The 19,550-nt window shown below is 47.3% G+C and carries 20 protein-coding genes and 1 pseudogene; 5 read left to right on the forward strand and 16 right to left on the reverse strand.

Going from position 1 to position 19,550, the window contains the following annotated elements:
- From DW720_RS10395 to DW720_RS10425, 5 genes and pseudogenes are all read left to right on the forward strand, one after another.
- Positions 1-117, forward strand: a pseudogene (locus DW720_RS10395) (peptidase S51); the annotation flags it as partial.
- A 288-nt stretch (positions 118-405) separates the two neighbouring features.
- A complete protein-coding gene (locus tag DW720_RS10405) occupies positions 406-777 on the forward strand; it encodes a DUF2500 domain-containing protein (protein WP_106999873.1) in 372 nt (123 codons plus the stop codon).
- Positions 778-1,316: 539 nt separating this feature from the next.
- The gene (locus DW720_RS10415) at positions 1,317-1,601 is read left to right on the forward strand and encodes an Ada metal-binding domain-containing protein (RefSeq protein ID WP_118749597.1); all 285 of its coding nucleotides are present in this window, start codon (positions 1,317-1,319) and stop codon (positions 1,599-1,601) included.
- Positions 1,602-1,776: 175 nt separating this feature from the next.
- Entirely contained in the window at positions 1,777-2,064 is a 288-nt protein-coding gene (locus tag DW720_RS10420; RefSeq protein WP_117795386.1) for a DUF4491 family protein, read from the forward strand.
- A 277-nt stretch (positions 2,065-2,341) separates the two neighbouring features.
- Positions 2,342-2,704, forward strand: a complete 363-nt coding sequence (locus DW720_RS10425; RefSeq protein ID WP_118293712.1) for a helix-turn-helix transcriptional regulator — start codon at positions 2,342-2,344, stop codon at positions 2,702-2,704.
- Positions 2,705-2,960: 256 nt separating this feature from the next.
- Here DW720_RS10425 and DW720_RS10430 read toward each other — a convergent pair whose 3' ends face one another.
- From DW720_RS10430 to DW720_RS10505, 16 genes are all read right to left on the reverse strand, one after another.
- Positions 2,961-4,016: a tyrosine-type recombinase/integrase gene (locus DW720_RS10430; protein WP_118749598.1), complete on the reverse strand. Its 1,056-nt coding sequence runs from the start codon at positions 4,014-4,016 to the stop codon at positions 2,961-2,963.
- Between the two features lies 1 nt (position 4,017).
- Entirely contained in the window at positions 4,018-4,857 is an 840-nt protein-coding gene (locus DW720_RS10435; RefSeq protein WP_118749599.1) for a tRNA 2-thiocytidine biosynthesis TtcA family protein, read from the reverse strand.
- A 333-nt stretch (positions 4,858-5,190) separates the two neighbouring features.
- Positions 5,191-7,047, reverse strand: coding sequence for an NlpC/P60 family protein (locus tag DW720_RS10440; RefSeq protein ID WP_118749600.1), 1,857 nt, complete (start codon positions 7,045-7,047; stop codon positions 5,191-5,193).
- Positions 7,048-7,191: 144 nt separating this feature from the next.
- Positions 7,192-7,839 (reverse strand): cytidylate kinase-like family protein, encoded by a 648-nt coding sequence (locus DW720_RS10445; RefSeq protein ID WP_118637307.1) that lies wholly within the window; start codon positions 7,837-7,839, stop codon positions 7,192-7,194.
- A gap of 161 nt (positions 7,840-8,000) precedes the next feature.
- Complete coding sequence (locus tag DW720_RS10450) at positions 8,001-8,924, reverse strand: RluA family pseudouridine synthase (RefSeq protein ID WP_118467668.1); 924 nt, start codon at positions 8,922-8,924, stop codon at positions 8,001-8,003.
- Positions 8,921-9,445, reverse strand: coding sequence for a signal peptidase II (gene lspA / locus DW720_RS10455; protein ID WP_117795372.1), 525 nt, complete (start codon positions 9,443-9,445; stop codon positions 8,921-8,923). Before lspA ends, DW720_RS10450 begins: the two co-directional genes overlap by 4 nt.
- Before the next feature lie 22 nt (positions 9,446-9,467).
- The gene (aroB, locus tag DW720_RS10460) at positions 9,468-10,577 is read right to left on the reverse strand and encodes a 3-dehydroquinate synthase (protein ID WP_118749601.1); all 1,110 of its coding nucleotides are present in this window, start codon (positions 10,575-10,577) and stop codon (positions 9,468-9,470) included.
- 21 nt (positions 10,578-10,598) lie between these two features.
- Positions 10,599-11,357, reverse strand: a complete 759-nt coding sequence (locus DW720_RS10465; RefSeq protein WP_243099726.1) for a YlmH/Sll1252 family protein — start codon at positions 11,355-11,357, stop codon at positions 10,599-10,601.
- Positions 11,358-11,506: 149 nt separating this feature from the next.
- Positions 11,507-12,016, reverse strand: a complete 510-nt coding sequence (locus tag DW720_RS10470) for a cell division protein SepF (RefSeq protein ID WP_022358650.1) — start codon at positions 12,014-12,016, stop codon at positions 11,507-11,509.
- A 4-nt stretch (positions 12,017-12,020) separates the two neighbouring features.
- Positions 12,021-12,719, reverse strand: a complete 699-nt coding sequence (locus DW720_RS10475; RefSeq protein WP_106999861.1) for a YggS family pyridoxal phosphate-dependent enzyme — start codon at positions 12,717-12,719, stop codon at positions 12,021-12,023.
- Between the two features lie 41 nt (positions 12,720-12,760).
- Entirely contained in the window at positions 12,761-14,164 is a 1,404-nt protein-coding gene (locus tag DW720_RS10480) for an HlyD family efflux transporter periplasmic adaptor subunit (RefSeq protein ID WP_118749602.1), read from the reverse strand.
- 189 nt (positions 14,165-14,353) lie between these two features.
- On the reverse strand, positions 14,354-14,917 hold the full coding sequence (locus DW720_RS10485) for a cupin domain-containing protein (protein ID WP_117795366.1): 564 nt from the start codon (positions 14,915-14,917) through the stop codon (positions 14,354-14,356).
- Between the two features lie 45 nt (positions 14,918-14,962).
- Complete coding sequence (locus DW720_RS10490; protein WP_117795364.1) at positions 14,963-16,144, reverse strand: MalY/PatB family protein; 1,182 nt, start codon at positions 16,142-16,144, stop codon at positions 14,963-14,965.
- A gap of 332 nt (positions 16,145-16,476) precedes the next feature.
- Positions 16,477-17,451 (reverse strand): oligopeptide/dipeptide ABC transporter ATP-binding protein, encoded by a 975-nt coding sequence (locus DW720_RS10495; RefSeq protein ID WP_118650713.1) that lies wholly within the window; start codon positions 17,449-17,451, stop codon positions 16,477-16,479.
- Positions 17,435-18,526 carry an ABC transporter ATP-binding protein gene (locus tag DW720_RS10500; protein ID WP_118749603.1) on the reverse strand — a complete coding sequence of 364 codons (1,092 nt, stop codon included), beginning with the start codon at positions 18,524-18,526 and terminating at the stop codon, positions 17,435-17,437. Before DW720_RS10500 ends, DW720_RS10495 begins: the two co-directional genes overlap by 17 nt.
- A 13-nt stretch (positions 18,527-18,539) precedes the next feature.
- Entirely contained in the window at positions 18,540-19,550 is a 1,011-nt protein-coding gene (locus DW720_RS10505; protein WP_243032140.1) for an ABC transporter permease, read from the reverse strand.

The raw sequence follows: 19,550 nt of genomic DNA on the forward strand, positions 1-19,550 counted from the left end.
AAGAAAGTTACCGAGAAAATAATGACTGAGTTTTCGGATTTGAATCTATGCCCAATTAACAACCGTCAGGGAATTGTAATTGATGGTGAAGATTCAAAGGTTATTTGCAAAGACTAATTTGAAAATTCCAGTTTGCCGATGCTAAAAGGTTAAAACAGAATATCGCGGAGACGATGGACTATACGATTTATTAAAATATATTATCTATGCGAGTTTCTACATAATTGTGATTAAAACGGGTATGGATTTCTATGGGTATAAGCGCTTTCCGAAACTATACGAATCGTATTCTGCACCGTGGTATACAGAAGCATTACTGTATATCGCTGCCTCGCTTTTCGTGATTGTCGTATGTTTTGTGCTCAGAGTAATCATTGGACGAAAGATGAAGAAGAGGTGAGCTATATGTTTATGCTGTTTGAGTTTATGTTTCCGATTATCTTCGTAATGGTTTTTGGCATGATCATCTTCCAGTTTGTGACAGGAATCGGAACATGGCATAAAAACAATCAGTCACCGCGTTTGTCGGTGAGTGCAACCATCGTCGCAAAGCGTGAAAATATCACACATCATAGCCATGCAAATGCGGGTGACCTGTCTGGAACTCATGGCTACCATTCGACTTCAAGTACCAGCTACTATGTCACGTTTCAGGTAGAGAGCGGTGACCGGATGGAACTGTCGGTTTCTGGCAGAGAATATGGAATGCTGGCGGAAGGCGACATTGGGAAACTTACGTTTCAGGGAACGAGATATCTGTCATTTGAGCGCGTGTGATTCTGGAGGTGATAGTGTGAAAGGAAGTAGACGAGGAGGTGATTTTAAGAAAAAGTTTATGTCAATTCAAGTTAACGAATCCAGAATTAATGTCGCGATGGTCTTCTAATAATGAAGAACCAATGTCACATTATTTAAATAATTCATGTTACCGAGCACTTTGGAAATGCCCTGATTGTGGTGGCGAATATATAAGTTCTATTCGAGATATGGCAACGGGAAACGTGGATTGTGTGTATTGTTCAATGAAAGAAGTTCTTCCGGGTGTTAATTCCTTTGCCGTATTGCATCCGGATTTAATGAATGAGTGGAACCATTTGGATAACTATTTGTTATGTGATCCTGATCAGATTTTGGATAATTGCATAACACCTGTTTGTTGGACATGCCCAGTGTGTGCACACGATTATAAGTGCTCACCAAAGCAACGGATTCTTTATCAAAAACGAAACATGGATGCTTGTACTTTCTGTAAAGGTTTGCGAAGAAAGGAACGGCATTATATTTGACTAAGAGAAGGTCACTTTACATCCCTCAAAATGGGTAAAGCGACCTTTAACATCAATTATGCGACGGGGGACAGCTCGGCTTCTGGAACAAACAAGACGGCAGAAACAGAGCAGGCCACACAGGCTGTTACGCAGGCAGCTTCTCAGCAGACCAACACGGAATCCTATATCCTCAATACCAATACAAAGAAATTTCATCGGCCGTCCTGTTCATCGGTCAAACAGATGAAGGAGAGCAATAAAAAATCCTCATCAGAGAGTAGGGATGCGCTGATTGCTGCAGGTTATGATCCGTGTAAAAAATGCAATCCGTAAAAATGTGTCAGATATTTAAAAAATATGGAAGAGGAAGGTTGTAGTTCTATATTGCAATACTTCTTCTTTGCGCATATTGGATATGCTGTTGAGGGCGACTGTTGCACGCAGAAGATAAGTTGCGCCGGTCTGCGATAATGTGCTGTTTGTATAAGGAAAAGGACAAGGAGTTATGATGAATTTTAGTGGGATATTGATTGGTGTGCTTACCTTTTTTCTGATTGGATTGTTCCATCCTATTGTTATATATGCGGAGTATTACTTTGGAAGCCGCTGTTGGCCGGTATTTTTGCTGGTGGGCATTTTGTGTATGATTCTATCCGTAAGAATGCAGGAAATACTTTGGTCGGTTTCCCTGGGTGTCTTGGGCGTCAGTTGCTTTTGGAGCATTAAGGAACTGAAAGAACAGGAAAAAAGAGTGGAAAAAGGATGGTTCCCGAAGCGGAAGGTGGATAAGCACTAAAGAAGAAAGCGGGGAGATGAGAAGATGGCGGTATGGAGATTACAGGTGAATACTGGAGGAGCGAACGTTGCGGATTATTGCTTGCAAAACCATGTTGCAGCACTTTGGGCTGGCAAGGTACTTGCTATGGAGCGTTTACGAAATGAGAGATAGAGCGTATGGAAATAATCTATACGTTGTCAACGCACCATAGCGTTTACTATACGTTCTATTTTTTTCCTTTTTAAGAAAAGTGATTAAAAAACTATTGACAATTTGTTACTGGGAGAGATAGAGAGTGCGTTTTGATGAACTTTTTGAAATGAGAAAACTGACAGGAATAAAATTAAAGGACTACATCAGTGGCAATGGATTCTCTAAGGTATCGTTCTGCAAAAAGGCAGAAATTTCTCGACCTACTTTAGATAAAATTTTAAATGGCGAGATAGATAGTAAAAGCTCATTCGATAAGCATTTGAATAAAATTTTTACCAGTTTGGGCATTGGCCCGGATACTTTGATGGAATTTTCAACGAAAACGCAAAGCGTAGATGCGATGTACTCGCAAAATGCTCTGATAAATTATCAAATGAATGATAAGGCAAAGATGGAGTATGATCTGTTGCAGGATATTTTAAACCTTTGCAGTGTTTATTATTAGAGGCAGAAGGCTATGAGTGAACAAACTACAGCAGCCAACTTAGACGAAGTTATTGAGACACAGATGAAGCAGAGTGAGAGTGCTTGAACTAGGAAAACCGATGGCATAGACTATAAGCAGTCGAGGTCATCGGTTTTTACTTGGCAAATATGAATTTTGAACTTTATTTTAGCAAAATACTATTTTCACTTTACACGGAAATAAAGTACGAAATTAGCCTTTTTTACCTAAAAAATTTTTTTACTTTTCTTACTTTTTACTCTTTTTCTCTCAGCTGCACCTTATTCCTTGCGCTTCGCCGCCGTTCATCCTCCAGCGCCGCATAATGCTTCTTCGTCGTATTGACATCACTGTGTCCCAAAACATCCGCGACGAGGTAAATATCGCCGGTTTCACGGTACAGATTCGTGCCGTAGGTGCTGCGGAGCTTATGTGGCGTGATCTTTTTTAGCGGTGTGACGAGCTGTGCGTATTTTTTGACCATTTTTTCCACGCTGCGTACGTTAATGCGCTTACGCTGCATGGAGAGGAAGAGTGCTTCTTCGCTGCCTTCCTCTGGGACAATATGTTCACGCTCGCTGAGATAGTCCTGAAGCGCATATTCTACCTCGGCACCAAAATATACGATGACTTCCTTTCCGCCTTTTCGATGAATCCTAAGACCACCGTTTCGGAAATCAACATCGTTGATATTCAGTCCGACACATTCTGATACACGAAGCCCCGTACCAAGCAGAAGCGTCATCATCGCCAGATCTCGCAGCTTGGTCTTTGCATGGTAGGCTTTCTGTTTTTCAGTCAGACATTCTCCATCCTCAACCTCATCCAGGAAACGCGCCACCTCGTCAACATCAAGGCGTATAATTTCTTTTTCATGAATCTTGGGAAGCTGCAGAAGAGAAGCGGGGTTATTCTGAATCCGTTCGGTCCGGTAAAAGTAGTTGTAAAAGCTCTTAACCGTCGAAACTTTCCGCATGATACCCCGCTCTGTATTCATCAGATCCTCACGTTTTTCGGTCGAATAACATTTCAGATACTCCATATATTCTTCCAGATCCATCAATTTGATTTCATCCAGAAGAGAGAGCGGCAAATCGCGCAGCTTCTTTGATTTAAGCTCTGGATTTGCTTGTTTCAAGAAATCAAAAAATGTCTTTAAATCATAGGCATACGCAAGCCGGGTGCGCGCTGATGTACGAGGTTCAATGCCGCGGAAGAAATCGGTACAGAACGATGGCAGCTCTTTCAGAATGCCTCGGATTCGTTTTGTGTTTTCGATGTCTTCCTGTTCGTGGTAGGAGAGTGCAGCCATATCACAATTCCTCCTTTGGTGATGATGAAAGGTCCGAATGTATCAAATTTTTCAGGTGTCGATCGGTCCGTTCCGGCCATCCGGGATTGTTTCCATCAATAATCGCATGGAAAAATCGATCCTTTACCCCCGGTGAATCATGGTTGAGTTTCCTTGTTAATTGTTTCACATACTCGCGTTTTGTTTTTCCATCTACGGGACATGGATTTTTACAGACAGGAAGATGATATTTGTTTTTAAATCCGATCACATCGGCTTCCTGGACATATATCAGCGGGCGGATCAGCGTCAATCCCGTTTTGTCCAAATGGGTTTTCGGCGAGAAGGAATAGAAACGCCCCTCATAAATCAAGGATAAAAGCATGGTTTCGATCAGATCGTCACGGTGATGTGCATAGGCGATTTTATTACAGCCAAGTTTCAGAGCCGCTTCATTTAAAGCGCCTTTTCGCATCTTGGCACAGAGCGCACATGGATTAGATTCCTGACGGGTTTCAAAGAGAATCTTGCCGATTTCCGTCGGAACGACCGTGTAGGGCACGTTTAATTCATCACAAAGCTCCTGAACCGGTTTTAAATCAAATGCAGCCGCATCCGATGAAAGCGTCGGCGACAACCGGTTCGAAACCTCCGGAGAAAGTGCCTGAAAGCCCAGATCAACTGTAATAGCACAAAGTTCAAATGGTTCCGGGTAAAACCGGCGAAGCCCCTGTAAAGCATATAAAAGTGTCAGGCTGTCTTTACCGCCAGAAATACCGATAGCTATTTTATCGCCGGATTGAATCAGACGATAGTCATCAACCGCCTGGCGGGTTAAACTTAGAAGACGTTGAAGTTTCATGAGAACATCCTTTCAAATATAACGAATGAATAGTTTAGCAAATAGATTAAGTGCATATGCATATTTATATTTCAAACTATTCGATAAAGTAGGCTTTCACGAATAGTTATGTCCATCTCCCTATCATACCATGTTTCCCTTTATTTGTAAATAAATCTTTTTACGAATTATTCAATATCGTATTTCAGCATAAAAACAAACCTAAACACAAAATGGATGGATGCCGCCTTTGCCATTTACCAGCAAACACTCCAGCAAAAAACAAAGGCAACATCCATCCAGCTCAAAATCCCTTATGACTAATTCATATTCATTTTATTCTTTATTCACTTCTTAATCCAAAAACGCCCGGTAATACGGCCAGACCGCATGGACCTTTCCGACCGTTACATTGCGTGCACTGCCGGATTCATGTACGCCCAGTATGGTTCTGTCTGCGTTCCAGCCTAAAAACATTACAACGTGCGAATCACCGCCAAGCTGGACAAGCAAGTCGCCCGGCTGAAGCTCTGCGCTGTTGATCGCCCGTCCTGTCCGCACAATCTCGTAGGTGCTGGCGGCACCCATTCTATTGCCAAGCGCGGTCCAGTATACCCAGTTGACCCATCCAGAACAGTCAAGCCCTGACAAAATCCGTCCCTTGTAATCCGGGCTTGTCACGCTGGCAAAATGATTGCCGGAAAGTCCTGCTGTACTCGGTTTTCCTCCATAATAATATGGAATCTTGCCAACGGAATTGAGCGCGCATGTGATAACGGCACGCCGCTCCGGTGATAAATCCTCTGGAAGTAAATCCAGGTAAGACGCAATTTCTGCCGGTGTCAGCGGATTCCCGAGTGCAAACTCTGAACTGGCAAGCCCGTACATTCCCTGCCAATCCTGAGCAGCGAGTGTCTGGGCGGCTGTCTGTTTTTCTTCCGTCCAACCCTGCCAGTTCCCGACAGCCTGATTTCCCGTTCCATCGAGTGCAAACAGATTATGCTTCTCTTTCAGACCGGTTGTCTTAACGGTAATAGTCAGATCAACGTGTCCCGGGCAATATTTTCCGTTTTCATTTAATGTAACTGCCGCAGCGCTCTCCGCACTGAACGTCGCCTCTGACGGGGACGCAACCGCTTTTGATTCGGCTGCCTGCTCCTGTGTGGAAGCCCCCGGTCCCTGTGCCGGTTTGACATAATTATTTGCTGTGGATGCCGCCTCGCTCTCCGTTAACGGCTCTTCTGCCGCTGTCTGACTGTCTCCTGCGCCCTGGGCATCTAAAGCCTCCGAGGATGCCTCTCCTGCTGCACTGCCGCTCTCCACATCGTCATCTGCTGTTTCCTCTGTTACCGGCTCGTCCGGCAGTTCTGTACAGCCCTCACAGTAATACACATTGCTAATGCTCACGTGGTACTGGTGGGAACTGGTCCAGAGCTGATTGATATAGGTATTGAACAGATCTGTATTTTTCCAGTCAAGGCTGTATGTATATACATTTGCCATAGACAAAATATCGGTCGCATTGGATGCCAGGGACGTCGGCTTTCCGTCTCCGTCGCATATCTGGAAACGGATATTTTTCCAAGTTGGAACTACCCAGCTCGCCGGGTCCTGCGCGTTATGCTCTGGATTGGAGGGATCATAGCTGCCGAGTACCTGTGCAGCTGGCAGCCCCATTTTCTGGGAAGCCGTAAGCGGTGTCGTCTGGATCCACCCGTAGATCTCCGATATCCACTGTGCATCCCGCGTTCCAAGCGCTTCGTACATCTTCGCGCCCCAGGTATCTTCTGTCCCCATACTCCGGAATCGTTTTGCAAGTTTATACCATGGAAGAGACTCAAATGCCGCCAATGGATCAGACAGATCAACAGCGCTCTCTTCCGTCCGGAGCGTCATCAGGTTATACTCCGTTTCCGACGGAACATATTCTTCCGAGTCTGCTCCCAGACCATTTAAAAATCGGGATGCCATGTGAATCGGGTGTACCATTTTCTTCATCAGACGGTCGCAGAAGGATTCGTCTGTATCATTTTGTGTCTCCTGGTCTAAAATCCCATCTGCAATCACAACTTTATCAGCAGGCACACCGACTGATAAATCCACCTCCGGGCGCACTGTTTCGGCAATCCCGCACAATAAAATACCCGATGCCGCCATGAGCGCCGTTCGGATTATATAAGAATGTTTTTCTTTCATCATCATTTTCTTCATGTATCTACATTCAAAATCTTAAGTAACTATTTTGTTTTTATACCCCAACGCAATCTCATCTTCAAAGCATCCAGGCGCAAAAAACCGGTGCGTCCTTTCTGATTCTTCACCAGAAATTCAAACACACCGGTTTTAATTATACTTTTATGCGTTCTCGTTTACCTTAAGAAATTCTTGTTTCTTTTTGGCGAATTCCTTAATAATTTCTACGGCACCGTCGACGCCTACGACACTGCTGTTGATGCAGAGGTTATAGCTCTTGGAGCTGCCCCAGCGTTTGCTGGAATAATAGTTATAATAACCAGAACGCTGCTTATCGGTCTTGATCATCACATCTTTTGCCTTATCGCGGGTAATATTGTGACGTTTCATCAATTCCTGAATCTTCACTTCCTCATCTGCACAGATGAAAACAGACACTACGTTCGGATAATCTGCCAGCGCATAGTCCGCACACCGTCCTACAATGACACAGGATTCTTCATCTGCCAGTTTCTTGATCGTGTCAAACTGTGCCAGGAAAATCTTGTGGTTGATCGGCATATCCATATAAGCCGATGTATTATAACCCATTGAATAGGTGTCCATTACCAGTGAATATAAGAAGCTGTTGGTTGGTTTCTCATCATGCGTCTTAAAAAGCTCTTCACAGAGACCGCTGTTCTTCGCTGCCAGTGCAAGAAGCTCTTTATCATAGCACTTGATTCCCAATGATTCCGCCAGTTTTCGTCCAATCGCTCTTCCGGAGCTGCCGCATTCGCGACCGATTGTAATTACTAAATTTCTTTTCATGTCTCCCTCAACTCCTTTCAAGTTCTGCCTTTATTATAACACAAGCTATCTGAAAAGTCATCATTTTTTCGGAATAAAAGGTATTTCTTAGCGACACAGAAATAAACTATCTGAAAAGAATGTGTATACGAATCAGAACGATCTTACTATTCACGTTACTTTTACTTTCCAGCTTTTTTCCGCAGCTTCTCCAGCAGTTCTTCAAAATACGCTGGCAGCGGCGCAGAAAACTCCACATACTCCCCGGTCCGCGGATGGATAAAGCCTAAGACTCCCGCATGCAGGGTCTGCCCTTCCAGTGAAAATGGCTGCCGCGCCGGACCGTACACCTCATCGCCCAGAAGTGGATGACCGATGCTTGCCATATGGACGCGGATCTGGTGTGTGCGTCCCGTCTCCAGGCGACACTCGATAAATGTATACGCCCCGAAGCGTTCCAGTACGCGGTAATGCGTGATCGCATCGCGCCCCTGTTTGGAGTGGATGCTCATTTTCTTGCGATCCGTCGGATGACGCCCGATCGGTGCATGGACAGTGCCCTCATCCTCGCGCAGATTGCCAAATACGATGGCATAATACACGCGGGTGATCGAATGCACCTTGAGCTGTTCTGCAAGTGAATTGTGGGCGAAATCATTCTTGCACACCACCAGCACACCGGTCGTGTTCATATCGATCCGGTGGACGATCCCAGGGCGCATGACTCCGTTGATGCCGGAGAGCTGATCCTTGCAATGGTACATCAGCGCATTGACCAGAGTCCCCGTATAATGCCCTGCCGCCGGATGGACAACCATCCCCTTCGGCTTATTGACTAAAATTATATCCGAATCTTCATACAAAATGTCCAACGGGATATTTTCCGCCTCGATCGCCGCCTCCTGCGGTTTTGGAACTTCAAAGGCGATAGTTTCCCCACCATTTACCTTGAAACTGCTTTTAACCGCTTTTCCGTCTGCTGTAACGCTGCTCTCTTTCAGAAGTTTCTGCAAAAAGGAACGGGACAGATCCGGGCAGGCGTCCGCCAGAAATTTATCGATGCGGGTTCCAGCCGCCTCTTCTGGAACCAGATATTCCTGCATCATCGCCCCGACTCCTTTTTCGCACCTTTAAAAGAAAGAAATTCCAGTTCCTCATCCGAATAGAAGAAGAAAAACAGAAGGATCAGCGAGAAAGTCGCGATCACCACATAGCAGTCTGCCACATTAAAAATCGGGAAATCAATCAGCTTAAAATACAGGAAATCCACCACATATTTCTGTGTCAGACGGTCGATCATATTGCCAACTGCGCCTGATACGAGCAGAAACAAGCTGCACATCAGCGGCAGATACCGTCTCCCTGCCGGCATCCGGTAAACCGCCCACAACACTGCCAGAATGACTGCCGCTGCAATCAGGAAGAAGAATCCCTGCCGTCCCTGCAGCATTCCAAAAGCAGCGCCGCGGTTTTCAGAATAATAAAATTCAAACACACCCTTAATGAGCACAAATGGCTTCTGCCCTTTCAGATGGACAACTGCCAGATGTTTTGTAAACTGATCCAGTCCGATGCTGACTCCCAGCCCGATAAAAAAGATAAAGAACTGTCGTAATTTCGTGTTCATGCACCTGATTCCTTTCCTGCTATTATACCAGCACCTGATCGAGTGCCTGTTTCATCTCGTCCTCGGTTACCGTGCGATCCACGTAGGCGTCGCCGATGGAATGAATAAGAATAAATTTGATGATGCCGGAATCCATCTTCTTGTCGTTCTTGGACGCTGCCACAATCGCATCTTTTTCAAGCCCGGATACCTGCGTACCGATATGGAATTCTCCCAGTGCTTCTTTGAAGCGGTTTGTTTCCTCCGGTTTGATCATGCCGCGGTTTTCCGACAGTTTCATCGCTGCCAGCGAGCCGAGTGCCACGCATTCACCGTGCAGAAGTTCAAAGTTTTTCAGCTTCTCGATCGCGTGTCCCAGCGTATGACCAAAGTTTAAAAGCATACGGTCGCCTTTTTCGGTCGGATCCTTCTCTACCACAGCACGCTTGATCTCATTGCTCCAGGTCACTGTCTTGCGGAGTGCCTCCGGCTTTCTCGCCCAGATATCTGCCGCATTTTCAAGCAGCCACTCATAATATGCCGCATCCTTGATCAGACCATGTTTGATAACCTCGCCCATACCGGCGGAAAACTGGTTGTCCGGAAGCGTCTGAAGCGTATTGATATTGGTAAATACCAGCTTCGGCATATGAAACGCGCCAACCATATTTTTGTACGCGTCAAAATCAACGCCCGTCTTGCCGCCAATGCTGCTGTCCACCTGGGAAAGAAGCGTCGTCGGAATCTGCATGAAGGCAACGCCGCGCAGATAGGTCGCCGCCGCGAATCCGCAGAGATCGCCCACAACTCCGCCGCCGAGTGCTGCCAGCATATCGTTGCGGTCAAAATGGTTCAAAATCAAGGTCTCATATAAATCCCGGACGGTGTCGAGGTTTTTGTGCTCCTCGCCCGCCGGAAATACGAACGAAATTACCGTCTTGCAGCACGGCGCCAGAAGTTCTTTTACCTCATTCAGATATAATTTTTCTACGTTCGAATCCGTCACGATGCAGAGACGGCGGTTTGAAATGGAGAGTTTTTCGATTTCACCCGGAAGTGCCGAAAAATCTTCGGTCATCACAATATCATAGATCGGCTTCTCGTCCAGGTGAACGGTTACGCGATTCATTTTCTCATTCTTTACAGCTGTCATTTGTTTTCAGTCCTTTCTTTTTTACACATATTTATCCGCATAAACATACAGACGTCCCTTTTTCGACAATCCCCCGCTCCCGGCAAAGCGGAATTTTCCCATGCCGCGCACAGATACAATCTCGCCCTCTTTAAGCTGCACCGCCGGGGAAGTCACCTGTTTCCCGTCAATAAACACCTTTTCGCCCTCAATGAGCGGCAGTATCTTCGTGCGGGAGGATGAAAATACCATCGCGATCACACTGTCAAGACGCGGTGATGCAACGCTTCCACTCACGCGCTCCATCTTCGGTGTGATCGGCTCCGTCGCGTCCGCCTTGCGGCAGATCACGGAGGTGTGGCGCACCATCGTGAGTTCCTGGCAGAGATAATCCACCATCTTTTCCTGGCAGAAGACGCAGCAGCCATTTTCCTTCATCAGAATATCCCCGATGCAGCTGCGCTCAATCCCCAGGTTCATGAGCGCCCCGAGATAATCCCGGTGCGTCAGCGCCTCACTGTAGCGCAGGTTTGCCGGAATGACCTCCAACACGGCGATCGGAAGTCCAAACTCCTCATCGTCATACGAAGCCAGAAAACAAAGAAGTTTGCGCTCTGCGCCCTCAAAGCCGCCCGTCAGGCAAGTCCGCACCGGCGGCAGCGTCTTCTCGATCGAGTGAAAGATCGTCTGTTCATTTAACGACAAAAAGCCGGTACTTGTCTGTATATCGCGCTGATAACAGAGTCCGGCCAGTTCTATCATTCTCTTTTTTAAAAGCTGTTCTTCTTTTTCCTGCAGCATCGCGTGTTTCTACTCCTGTTCGAAAGTGCTTATATAAAGTGTGCTCCTGCCCGAAAGGCCTGTATACAATCAGAAATCACACAAATTTCCGATTGTATAATAAATACTCCCAGGTTCAGATATATAGCGAACCTGGGAGTATATCAGTATCAGAAGTGGAGATTCATCCCGGAAACATTCATGGAACCGTCTGCTAAGAGTTCGGGAAAGTCGCCGGACAGCTCAACCGATGACGGTGTCGCAATAAAAATGTAATTGGAAATCTTCTGGAGATTTCCATCCATCGAATAGGTCGCGCCACAGGTAAAATCAATGATACGCTGTGCAACCTCCATGTGGATTCCTTCCATATTTAAAACAACAGCTTTTCCAGCCAGCAGGTAATCGCAAATCTCTCTCGTATCCTCCATGGAAGTAGGTTTGATCAGAGATACTTCCATGCTGCGGCGCATCTGCACTACCTTGTTGTTAGAGGAACGTGGCAGAAAACGCGGCTTAGATTCCTCCTCGTGGCGGTAATCATCCATCTCTTCGTCCCTCTTGCCGAAAGAACGCTTCTTAATCACCGGTTTTTCTTCTTCGTAATCTTCCTCATCGAAGTAATCGTCATCATTCTCTGTGAGACGCATTGTATCCATTAATTTGTTCAGAATACTCATAACCCTATTTCTCTCCTATCTTTGCCCTGGTTCCAAAAATGCCCGTACCGACTCTTACCATAGTTGCACCTTCTTCAATCGCTGTCTGATAGTCTCCGGTCATTCCCATCGAAAGGACATTCATAGTAACATTATCAATGTTTTTCCGTTTCATGTCAACATATAATTCATATAATTTTTTAAAAACACCACGATTTTCTTCCGAATTCTCTACAAATGGTGCAATCGTCATAAGTCCCTGTATGTGGACATGCGGGTACTTTGCAATTTCGCGTGCCGCTTCCTCGACTTCTTCCGGGGCAAAACCAAATTTGGACTCTTCTCCGGCGACATTGACCTCCAGAAGAATAGAAACGTCCAGATCACGTTTGACCGCTTCTTTTTCGATCTGCTCTGCCAGTCCCACCGTATCGACGGAGTGAATCAAAACTGCCTTGTCAATTACCTGACGGACTTTATTTTTCTGTAAATGTCCAATCATATGCCAACGGATATCAGACGGCAGCTGCGGTTCCTTCTCCAGAATCTCCTGCACCTTGTTTTCGCCGAAATCTCTGGCGCCGGCATCATATGCCTCTTGAAGCATCGGCACCGGTTTTGTCTTACTGACCGCGATCAGCGTGACATCCTCCACCTTCCGTCCACTCCGCTCGCAGGCGTTCCGTATATTCTGACGTACTTCTTCTAACTGTTCCTGAACCATATGTGATACACCTTCCTTATCTCTATATTTTGGAAATATCATTACTGATATACGATCTGACCATCCGATACGGTACTGGCATCCAACACGATATGGTCATAAACCGATAATCCATATTTGGTTCCTTTTTCTACAATGTAATATTCACCGCTATTTGCAAGTTCTTTCACCTGCTTGAACACCGCGTATCCCTTATTAATATTGTAAGCACCTGTCAGCTTTGCCGTCGGTCCTACCTGGAAGCGCTCGTTTGAATCCGGCTTCACCAGATAATCGCCGCTCTTTAACAGCCCATCGTCGCTCTTCTCGACATAATAATACTCATCGGTCGAGCTGTAAATCTCCGGCGTGACAAATTCAATCGACGCCTTTCCGCCTTCGCCGTAAACTTCTTTATTGAAGCCAACCTCATCTTCAGTAGCGTTGCCGCCCGTTGTCATATAATCAACTGGAATGGTATAAAATTCCTTCTCCATCACCGATGATACCGGAATTTTAAGTCCCTGCGTTTCCTCGCTGGAGATCTCGAAGGTCATAAAACGCTCGGATTCAAACTGGATCATGTAACGGTCCAGATCCAGGCGTCCATACAGATTGCCATCGGAACCGGTAAACATCGAATAATTTCCCCGGAATTTCATATCACTTCCCAACGGCTCGATCGTCAGTGTATCTTGATCGGCAAACTGCTCTTTATCCTTGTCATCCATCTGAAACACGATACTCCAGTTCTCCGATGTGATGATCTTGTACACCGGCGTGCCCGCCTCGATCAGCTCCCCAGCTCGTCCCACCTGCCGCGTATATTGACTCCGGTCAAACGAATCCGCCGTCACCTCCTCCGGCGCGACTCCCTCAAAAGAATCGGTCACATAGGAAATAATACCCGGCTGGGGCGTCGATATCTGTTTGTAATTGATCCCCTGTGCCTGAAGCTGTGCATCCATATCGCCCAGCGCATTGAAATTCATATACTCTGCAACCGAAGCCTGCAAAGAATATTTGGCGTCGTAGACGCTTTCAAAGCGCTGATCGTTGTAGGATAAACAGAACGAACTGAGTTGTTTCTTCAAATCAGCCAGATTTTCTGCTGACAGGGACACCCCAGAGGACTGATTTTCTTCCAAAAATTTCCCCAGCTCGCCGGTCTCATCTAGCGAATAGACGCGCGATCCAGCGCCTGCCCGCTTTCCCTCGCGCACATAATAGTTGACGTACCCGGTCTGCGGTGCATTTTCCACTGTCTCATCCCGAAACAGGATTCCGTTGTATTCTTTATTATTTACAATACTTCCCTCGACGACCTCATAAAACTGGACGTGATCCCGCCTGAGATATGTGTAGACACTGAAAGAAAGATAGACGAAAATCATGGCAAAAATGATCATGCCTACATTGATATTCAATGGCTTTCTGTAGCGTACAATTTTCTTGTTTTTGGCCATGCAACTCTATCCTCCCTTTTCCCGATGTACTTTTCTGGCAGCTGTTTCTGCAGTTTCACAGTTACCAGACAAAAATCCACGCAAATTTGTCTCCGGCCATGGACTTTTGCAATATTCTGTATAGCCCAACGTACAGCCTTTATTATACGAGTGAATTGTCCAAATTTCAAGATCAATTCATCCCGTCAATTATACAGAATCATCCATAATCTGCAGATGCCAGAAGGAGCGGCAGGGAGTATCGCCCGCATTCCGCATCGTGTGATAGAGATTCGGCTTGATATAGATCGAATCGCCCGGTCCTAAGAGATAAACCGTTCCATCCAGATTGACCTCCATCTTGCCTTCCAGAATGACTCCGACCTCCGCGTATGGATGCAGCCCCCAGGACGGCGGTGTATCTTTTGTCTCTGGATCATAGGTTGAAAACTCATAAATACCGCGTTTCTTTCCAAAATCCAGACGGCGGATTTGAAGCTTGTACTCATCATATTCATATAACTGCTGCTCCTCCTGGCGAATCAGGGTTCTCTCCTCGCCGGAAGGACTGAGCAGATCCCGGATCGAAATACCAAGCGCCACGCAGATGCGCTGCAAATTGTTCAGCGTCGGGCTTGCCTGGTTCCGCTCCAGATTGCTCAGATATCCCACTGACAGATCGGTAAACTGGGACAGCTTCTGGATCGTGATAGATTTACTCTTGCGAATCTCCTTGATCCGCTGTCCAATATTCTCCACTTCTTCAAATTCCATGCAATCCCTCCGAACGTTTTATTTTTACGGTTCTGCTATTTTTCATTATGCGTTCCGTTTTTTCCATGCCGCCTCGATCTGATCGAGCGCCTGTGCAATCACACTGCGCGAACTGCCCAGATTAAAGCGCATAAATCCAGATCCCTGTTCACCCGAATGCGTGCCCGGATCCAGCCATACCTTCGCTTCATTCGAGAAGAATGCCATCAATTCATCATCCGTCATCCCCAGTTCACGGCAATCCAGCCATGCCAGATACGTTCCCTCCGGTTCTACCAGTTGAATCTGCGGCACACGGTTTTTACAGAAATCGCGCACCAGTGCCAGATTGCCAGCCAGATAGCCGATAAGCTGATCCAGCCATTCCCCGCCGCCTTCATACGCTGCACGGCAGGCGAACAATCCCAGACGGTTCATATTTTCCTGACCAACATCCAGCAGCTCCGACCGGAATTTACGCCGCATCTCCGGATCCGGGATAAAGAGGTTTGATGTCGCCATGCCAGCCAGATTGAAGGTCTTGCTCGGCGCTGTACACATCATCGAATGAAGGCATGCTTCCTCTGAAATCGACGCATACGGAGTCTGCTCATGCCCCTGCCATACAAAATCGCCATGGATCTCGTCGCTGATCACGTATACATGGTGGCGCAGGCAGATGTCAGCCAGTGCGGTCAGCTCTTCCCTCGTCCAGACACGGCCAACCGGATTGTGCGGATTGCATAAAATCATCAGTTTGACATGCTCATCCAGCACCTTCTGCTCCAACTCTTCCAGATCCATCTCATAATGTCCATCTTTTAAAACCAGCGGATTCTCCACCAGCGTCCGCTTATTGCGGAGGATCGCCCGGCTGAATGGATGGTAGACCGGCGGCTGGATCAACACCGCATCGCCCTCCTGGGTAAAAGCCCGCACTGCGATCGAGAGTGCAAACACGATACCTGGCGTGCAGGTCATCCACTCCGGCTGCAGAGTCAGATGATGGCGTTTCTGATACCACGCTGCCACCGCATCAAAGTACGACTCATCTGCCCGGCTGTAACCGAAAATCCCGTGATCTACTGCCTTTTTCAGCGCTTCAACCACGCTGTCCGGCGATCGAAAATCCATATCCGCCACCCAGAGCGGCAGAATATCATCCGCTTTCCCATTTTCTTTCTTAAAATCATGCTTGATCGACCAAGTATGGGTCCGATCGATCGGTGTATCAAAATCGTACTGCATAGAAAATCCACCTTTCTGTTATATATCGTTAAAATTTTCCAAATTCAGCCATAATTTTAAAAAAATTCTAACTAATATTTTACACCAGTCGGCGATCAATGTCTACAATTACTCCCTCAATTAGCCAAAAAACTAAGAAGCTGACGAGGACAGGGCGGTCTGGCTTTCAGCTTATCAAATTGTACGCATTTTGAGCACAGATGTCCGAATGAAGCAGATGTAAGTCCGCATCAGGCGAGCATCTGTAGCGAAAGCAAGCGAACAATGATAAGTCTGAGAAGCCAGGCTGTCCTGTCCCCGTCAGCTTCGACGCCTTCACGAATCTATTTAATTTACTTTACCATATGACAAGCCACAAAATGCCCCGGCGTCACTTCCCGGAGTTCCGGCAGCTTCGCCCTGCACTCCTCCGTCGCATACGGACATCTCTCGGCAAAACGGCAGCAGTCCTTCGGGTTGATCGGGCTTGGAATCTCGCCCTTAACCATGATACGCTTCTTCTCACGCACCAGCCTCGGATCCGCAACCGGAATCGAGGACAGAAGCACCTGCGTGTACGGATGCAGCGGATGTGCATACAGCTCTTCGGAATCGGCAAATTCAACCATCGTTCCCAGATACATAACGATAACACGGTCGGAAATGTATTTGACGACGCTCAAGTCATGTGCGATGAAGAGATAGGTCAGTCCCATTTCTTCCTGCAGTTCCTTTAACATATTTAAAACCTGCGCCTGGATTGAAACATCCAGTGCGGAGATTGGCTCGTCGCAGATCACAAACTCCGGTTCGACCGCTAATGCCCTGGCAATACCAATTCTCTGTTTCTGACCGCCGGAGAACTCATGCGGGAAACGGGACATATGGTCGCGGTTCAGACCGACGCGCTTCAGGATCGCCTCTACCTTCTGATCCACATCCTTGTCCGTCGCCAGTCCATGCAGTTTCATGCCGGAACCGATGATATCCTTGACCGTCATACGCGGGTTCAGGGAAGAATGCGGATTCTGGAAGATCATCTGCACATTCTTGCGGAATGCTTTTTCCTCTTCACGGGTGTATTTAAAAATATCTTTTCCTTTATAGGTGATCGTGCCTGCTGCCGGCTCATACAGCTTTACCAGGCACCGTCCCGTCGTGGACTTGCCGCATCCGCTCTCACCTACCAGTCCCAACGTTTCCCCTTTATAAATCGTAAAATGCACGTGATCAACTGCTTTCAGCACTTTTCCCCTGCCGACGTTGAAATACTGGCAGAGATCGGTGACCTGAAACAAGGGTGTGCTCCTATCAATTCGTTTTGCCATGGTGTCCCCTCCGTTTCTCTTCCGGCAGTGCCGCAACATTTTCCTCTTCTTCCTGTTTCTGCGCCTCAGTCAGCCCCTTCATGATATCCACCTTCGGCGCATACTCATGCTGCAGCCAGCATGCACAGGTATGTTCGTCTGAAAGCCTGTGAAATTCCGGCTGTTCTTCATAACAGACCTTCATCGCAAACTCACAGCGCGCTGCAAACGGGCATCCTTTCGGCGGTGCAAACAGATCCGGCGGTGTTCCGTCGATGGGCACCAGCTTCTGATTCTTGGAGGTATCCAGCGTAGCGATTGATTTGATAAGACCTGCCGTGTACGGATGTGCCGTCTCATAGAAGATCTCATCAACCGTTCCTTTTTCAGCCACCTTGCCGCCGTACATAACAAGCACGCGGTCGCACATCTTGGCGATAACTCCGAGATCGTGGGTAATCAAGATAATCGAGGTGTTCATCTTATCGCGCAGTTCCTTCAGAAGATCCAGGATCTGTGCCTCGATTGTTACATCCAGCGAGGTCGTCGGCTCATCCGCGATGATGATGCTTGGCTTGCCAACCAGCGCGATTGCGATCATGACACGCTGTTTCATACCGCCGGACAGCTCATGCGGATACTGTTTATAACGGCGCTCCGGCTCATTAATGCCGACCAGACGCAGGATCTCCAGCGCCCGTTCCCTGACTTCTGCCCGGGTCATCCCCTTCCGTCCGACAAAGACCTCCTCGATCTGTTTTCCAACCGTCATGGTCGGGTTTAACGAGGTCATCGGATCCTGAAAGATAAATCCAATCTCCACACCGCGGATTTTCCGCATCTCGCGGTCTGTCTTGGTGATGATCTCCTCGCCTTTATATTTGATCGAACCGCCCTCAAAAAATCCCGGCGGCTCCGGGTTGAGCTTTAAAATGCACTGGGAGGTAACACTCTTGCCACATCCGCTCTCGCCTACGATTCCAAGAATCTCGCCTTCGCGTACATTAAAACTAACATCCCGGACGGATTTTACCACGCCGCCGTATGTATGGAACGAAAAGGTCAGATTTTTGATTTTCAATATATTTTTAGCCATTGTCTCCTACCTCCTATTCCGTTCCTCTCAGTCTCGGGTCAAATGCATCCCGCAGACCGTTTCCGAGCTGGTTGAGCGCCAGTACAGTTGTACAGATAAAGAATGCCGGCACGTACAGCATATGCGGCGCTGCCGTCATCATACGGGTTCCCTCTTTTGCCAGAACGCCCCAGCTTGCCTGCGGCGGGGAAATGCCGAGACCGATATAACTCAAGAACGCCTCCTGGAAGATGGCGCTCGGGATTGCCATTGTCAGGTTTGTGATCAGAAGACCCATGATATTCGGGATGATCTCACGCACGATGATTGTGAACGCCGACTCGCCCATGACGCGGGCTGCCAGTACGAAATCCTGCTCTTTCAAGCGGTATACTTCGCCTCTGGTGAAACGGCAGGTTCCCGTCCATCCAACAATAACCATTGCAATGATTAAGCTCTTAACGCCGGAACCTAATACTACCATAACCAAAATACAGACGATCAGGGATGGAATACCATAAATAACATCAATGATACGCATGACGATCATATCAAACTTGCCGCCATAATAGCCGCAGAAACCGCCCAGCACTGTACCAATTACAGTATTTAAAAGGGCTGCCAGAAGACCGATCGTCAAAGAAACACGCGCGCCCATCCAGACACGTACCCAGAGGTCACGCCCCAGAGAGTCGGTTCCCAGCCAATGAGCTGCTGAAATCCCCTTGCTCATCGAGTAGGCATCCTGCTGGTCAAATCCGTAGTGGCTGAACATCGGTGCAAAGATCGCTAACAGTCCATATGCAATCAACAGAATCAGACTGAAATATGCCGCCTTATTTGTCCGGATTCGTCTCCACGCCTCCTGCCAGAAGGTCAGGCTTGGCCGGGAGATCGATTCCATTTTTTCAATATTTTTACCTACCATCTCAAACTTGTCGCGGGTAATCGCGCGTCCATCTGTCAAGTTTTCGGATGTACCCGCTGCTGCGCCGGAATTCTCAGAAGGCAGCACATTTCCATCTTTCATTTTCATCTCACCCAT

Origin of the sequence: Clostridium sp. AM27-28 (assembly GCF_003480955.1) — a bacterium.
Classification (GTDB): Bacteria; Bacillota; Clostridia; order Lachnospirales; family Lachnospiraceae; genus Otoolea; species Otoolea fessa.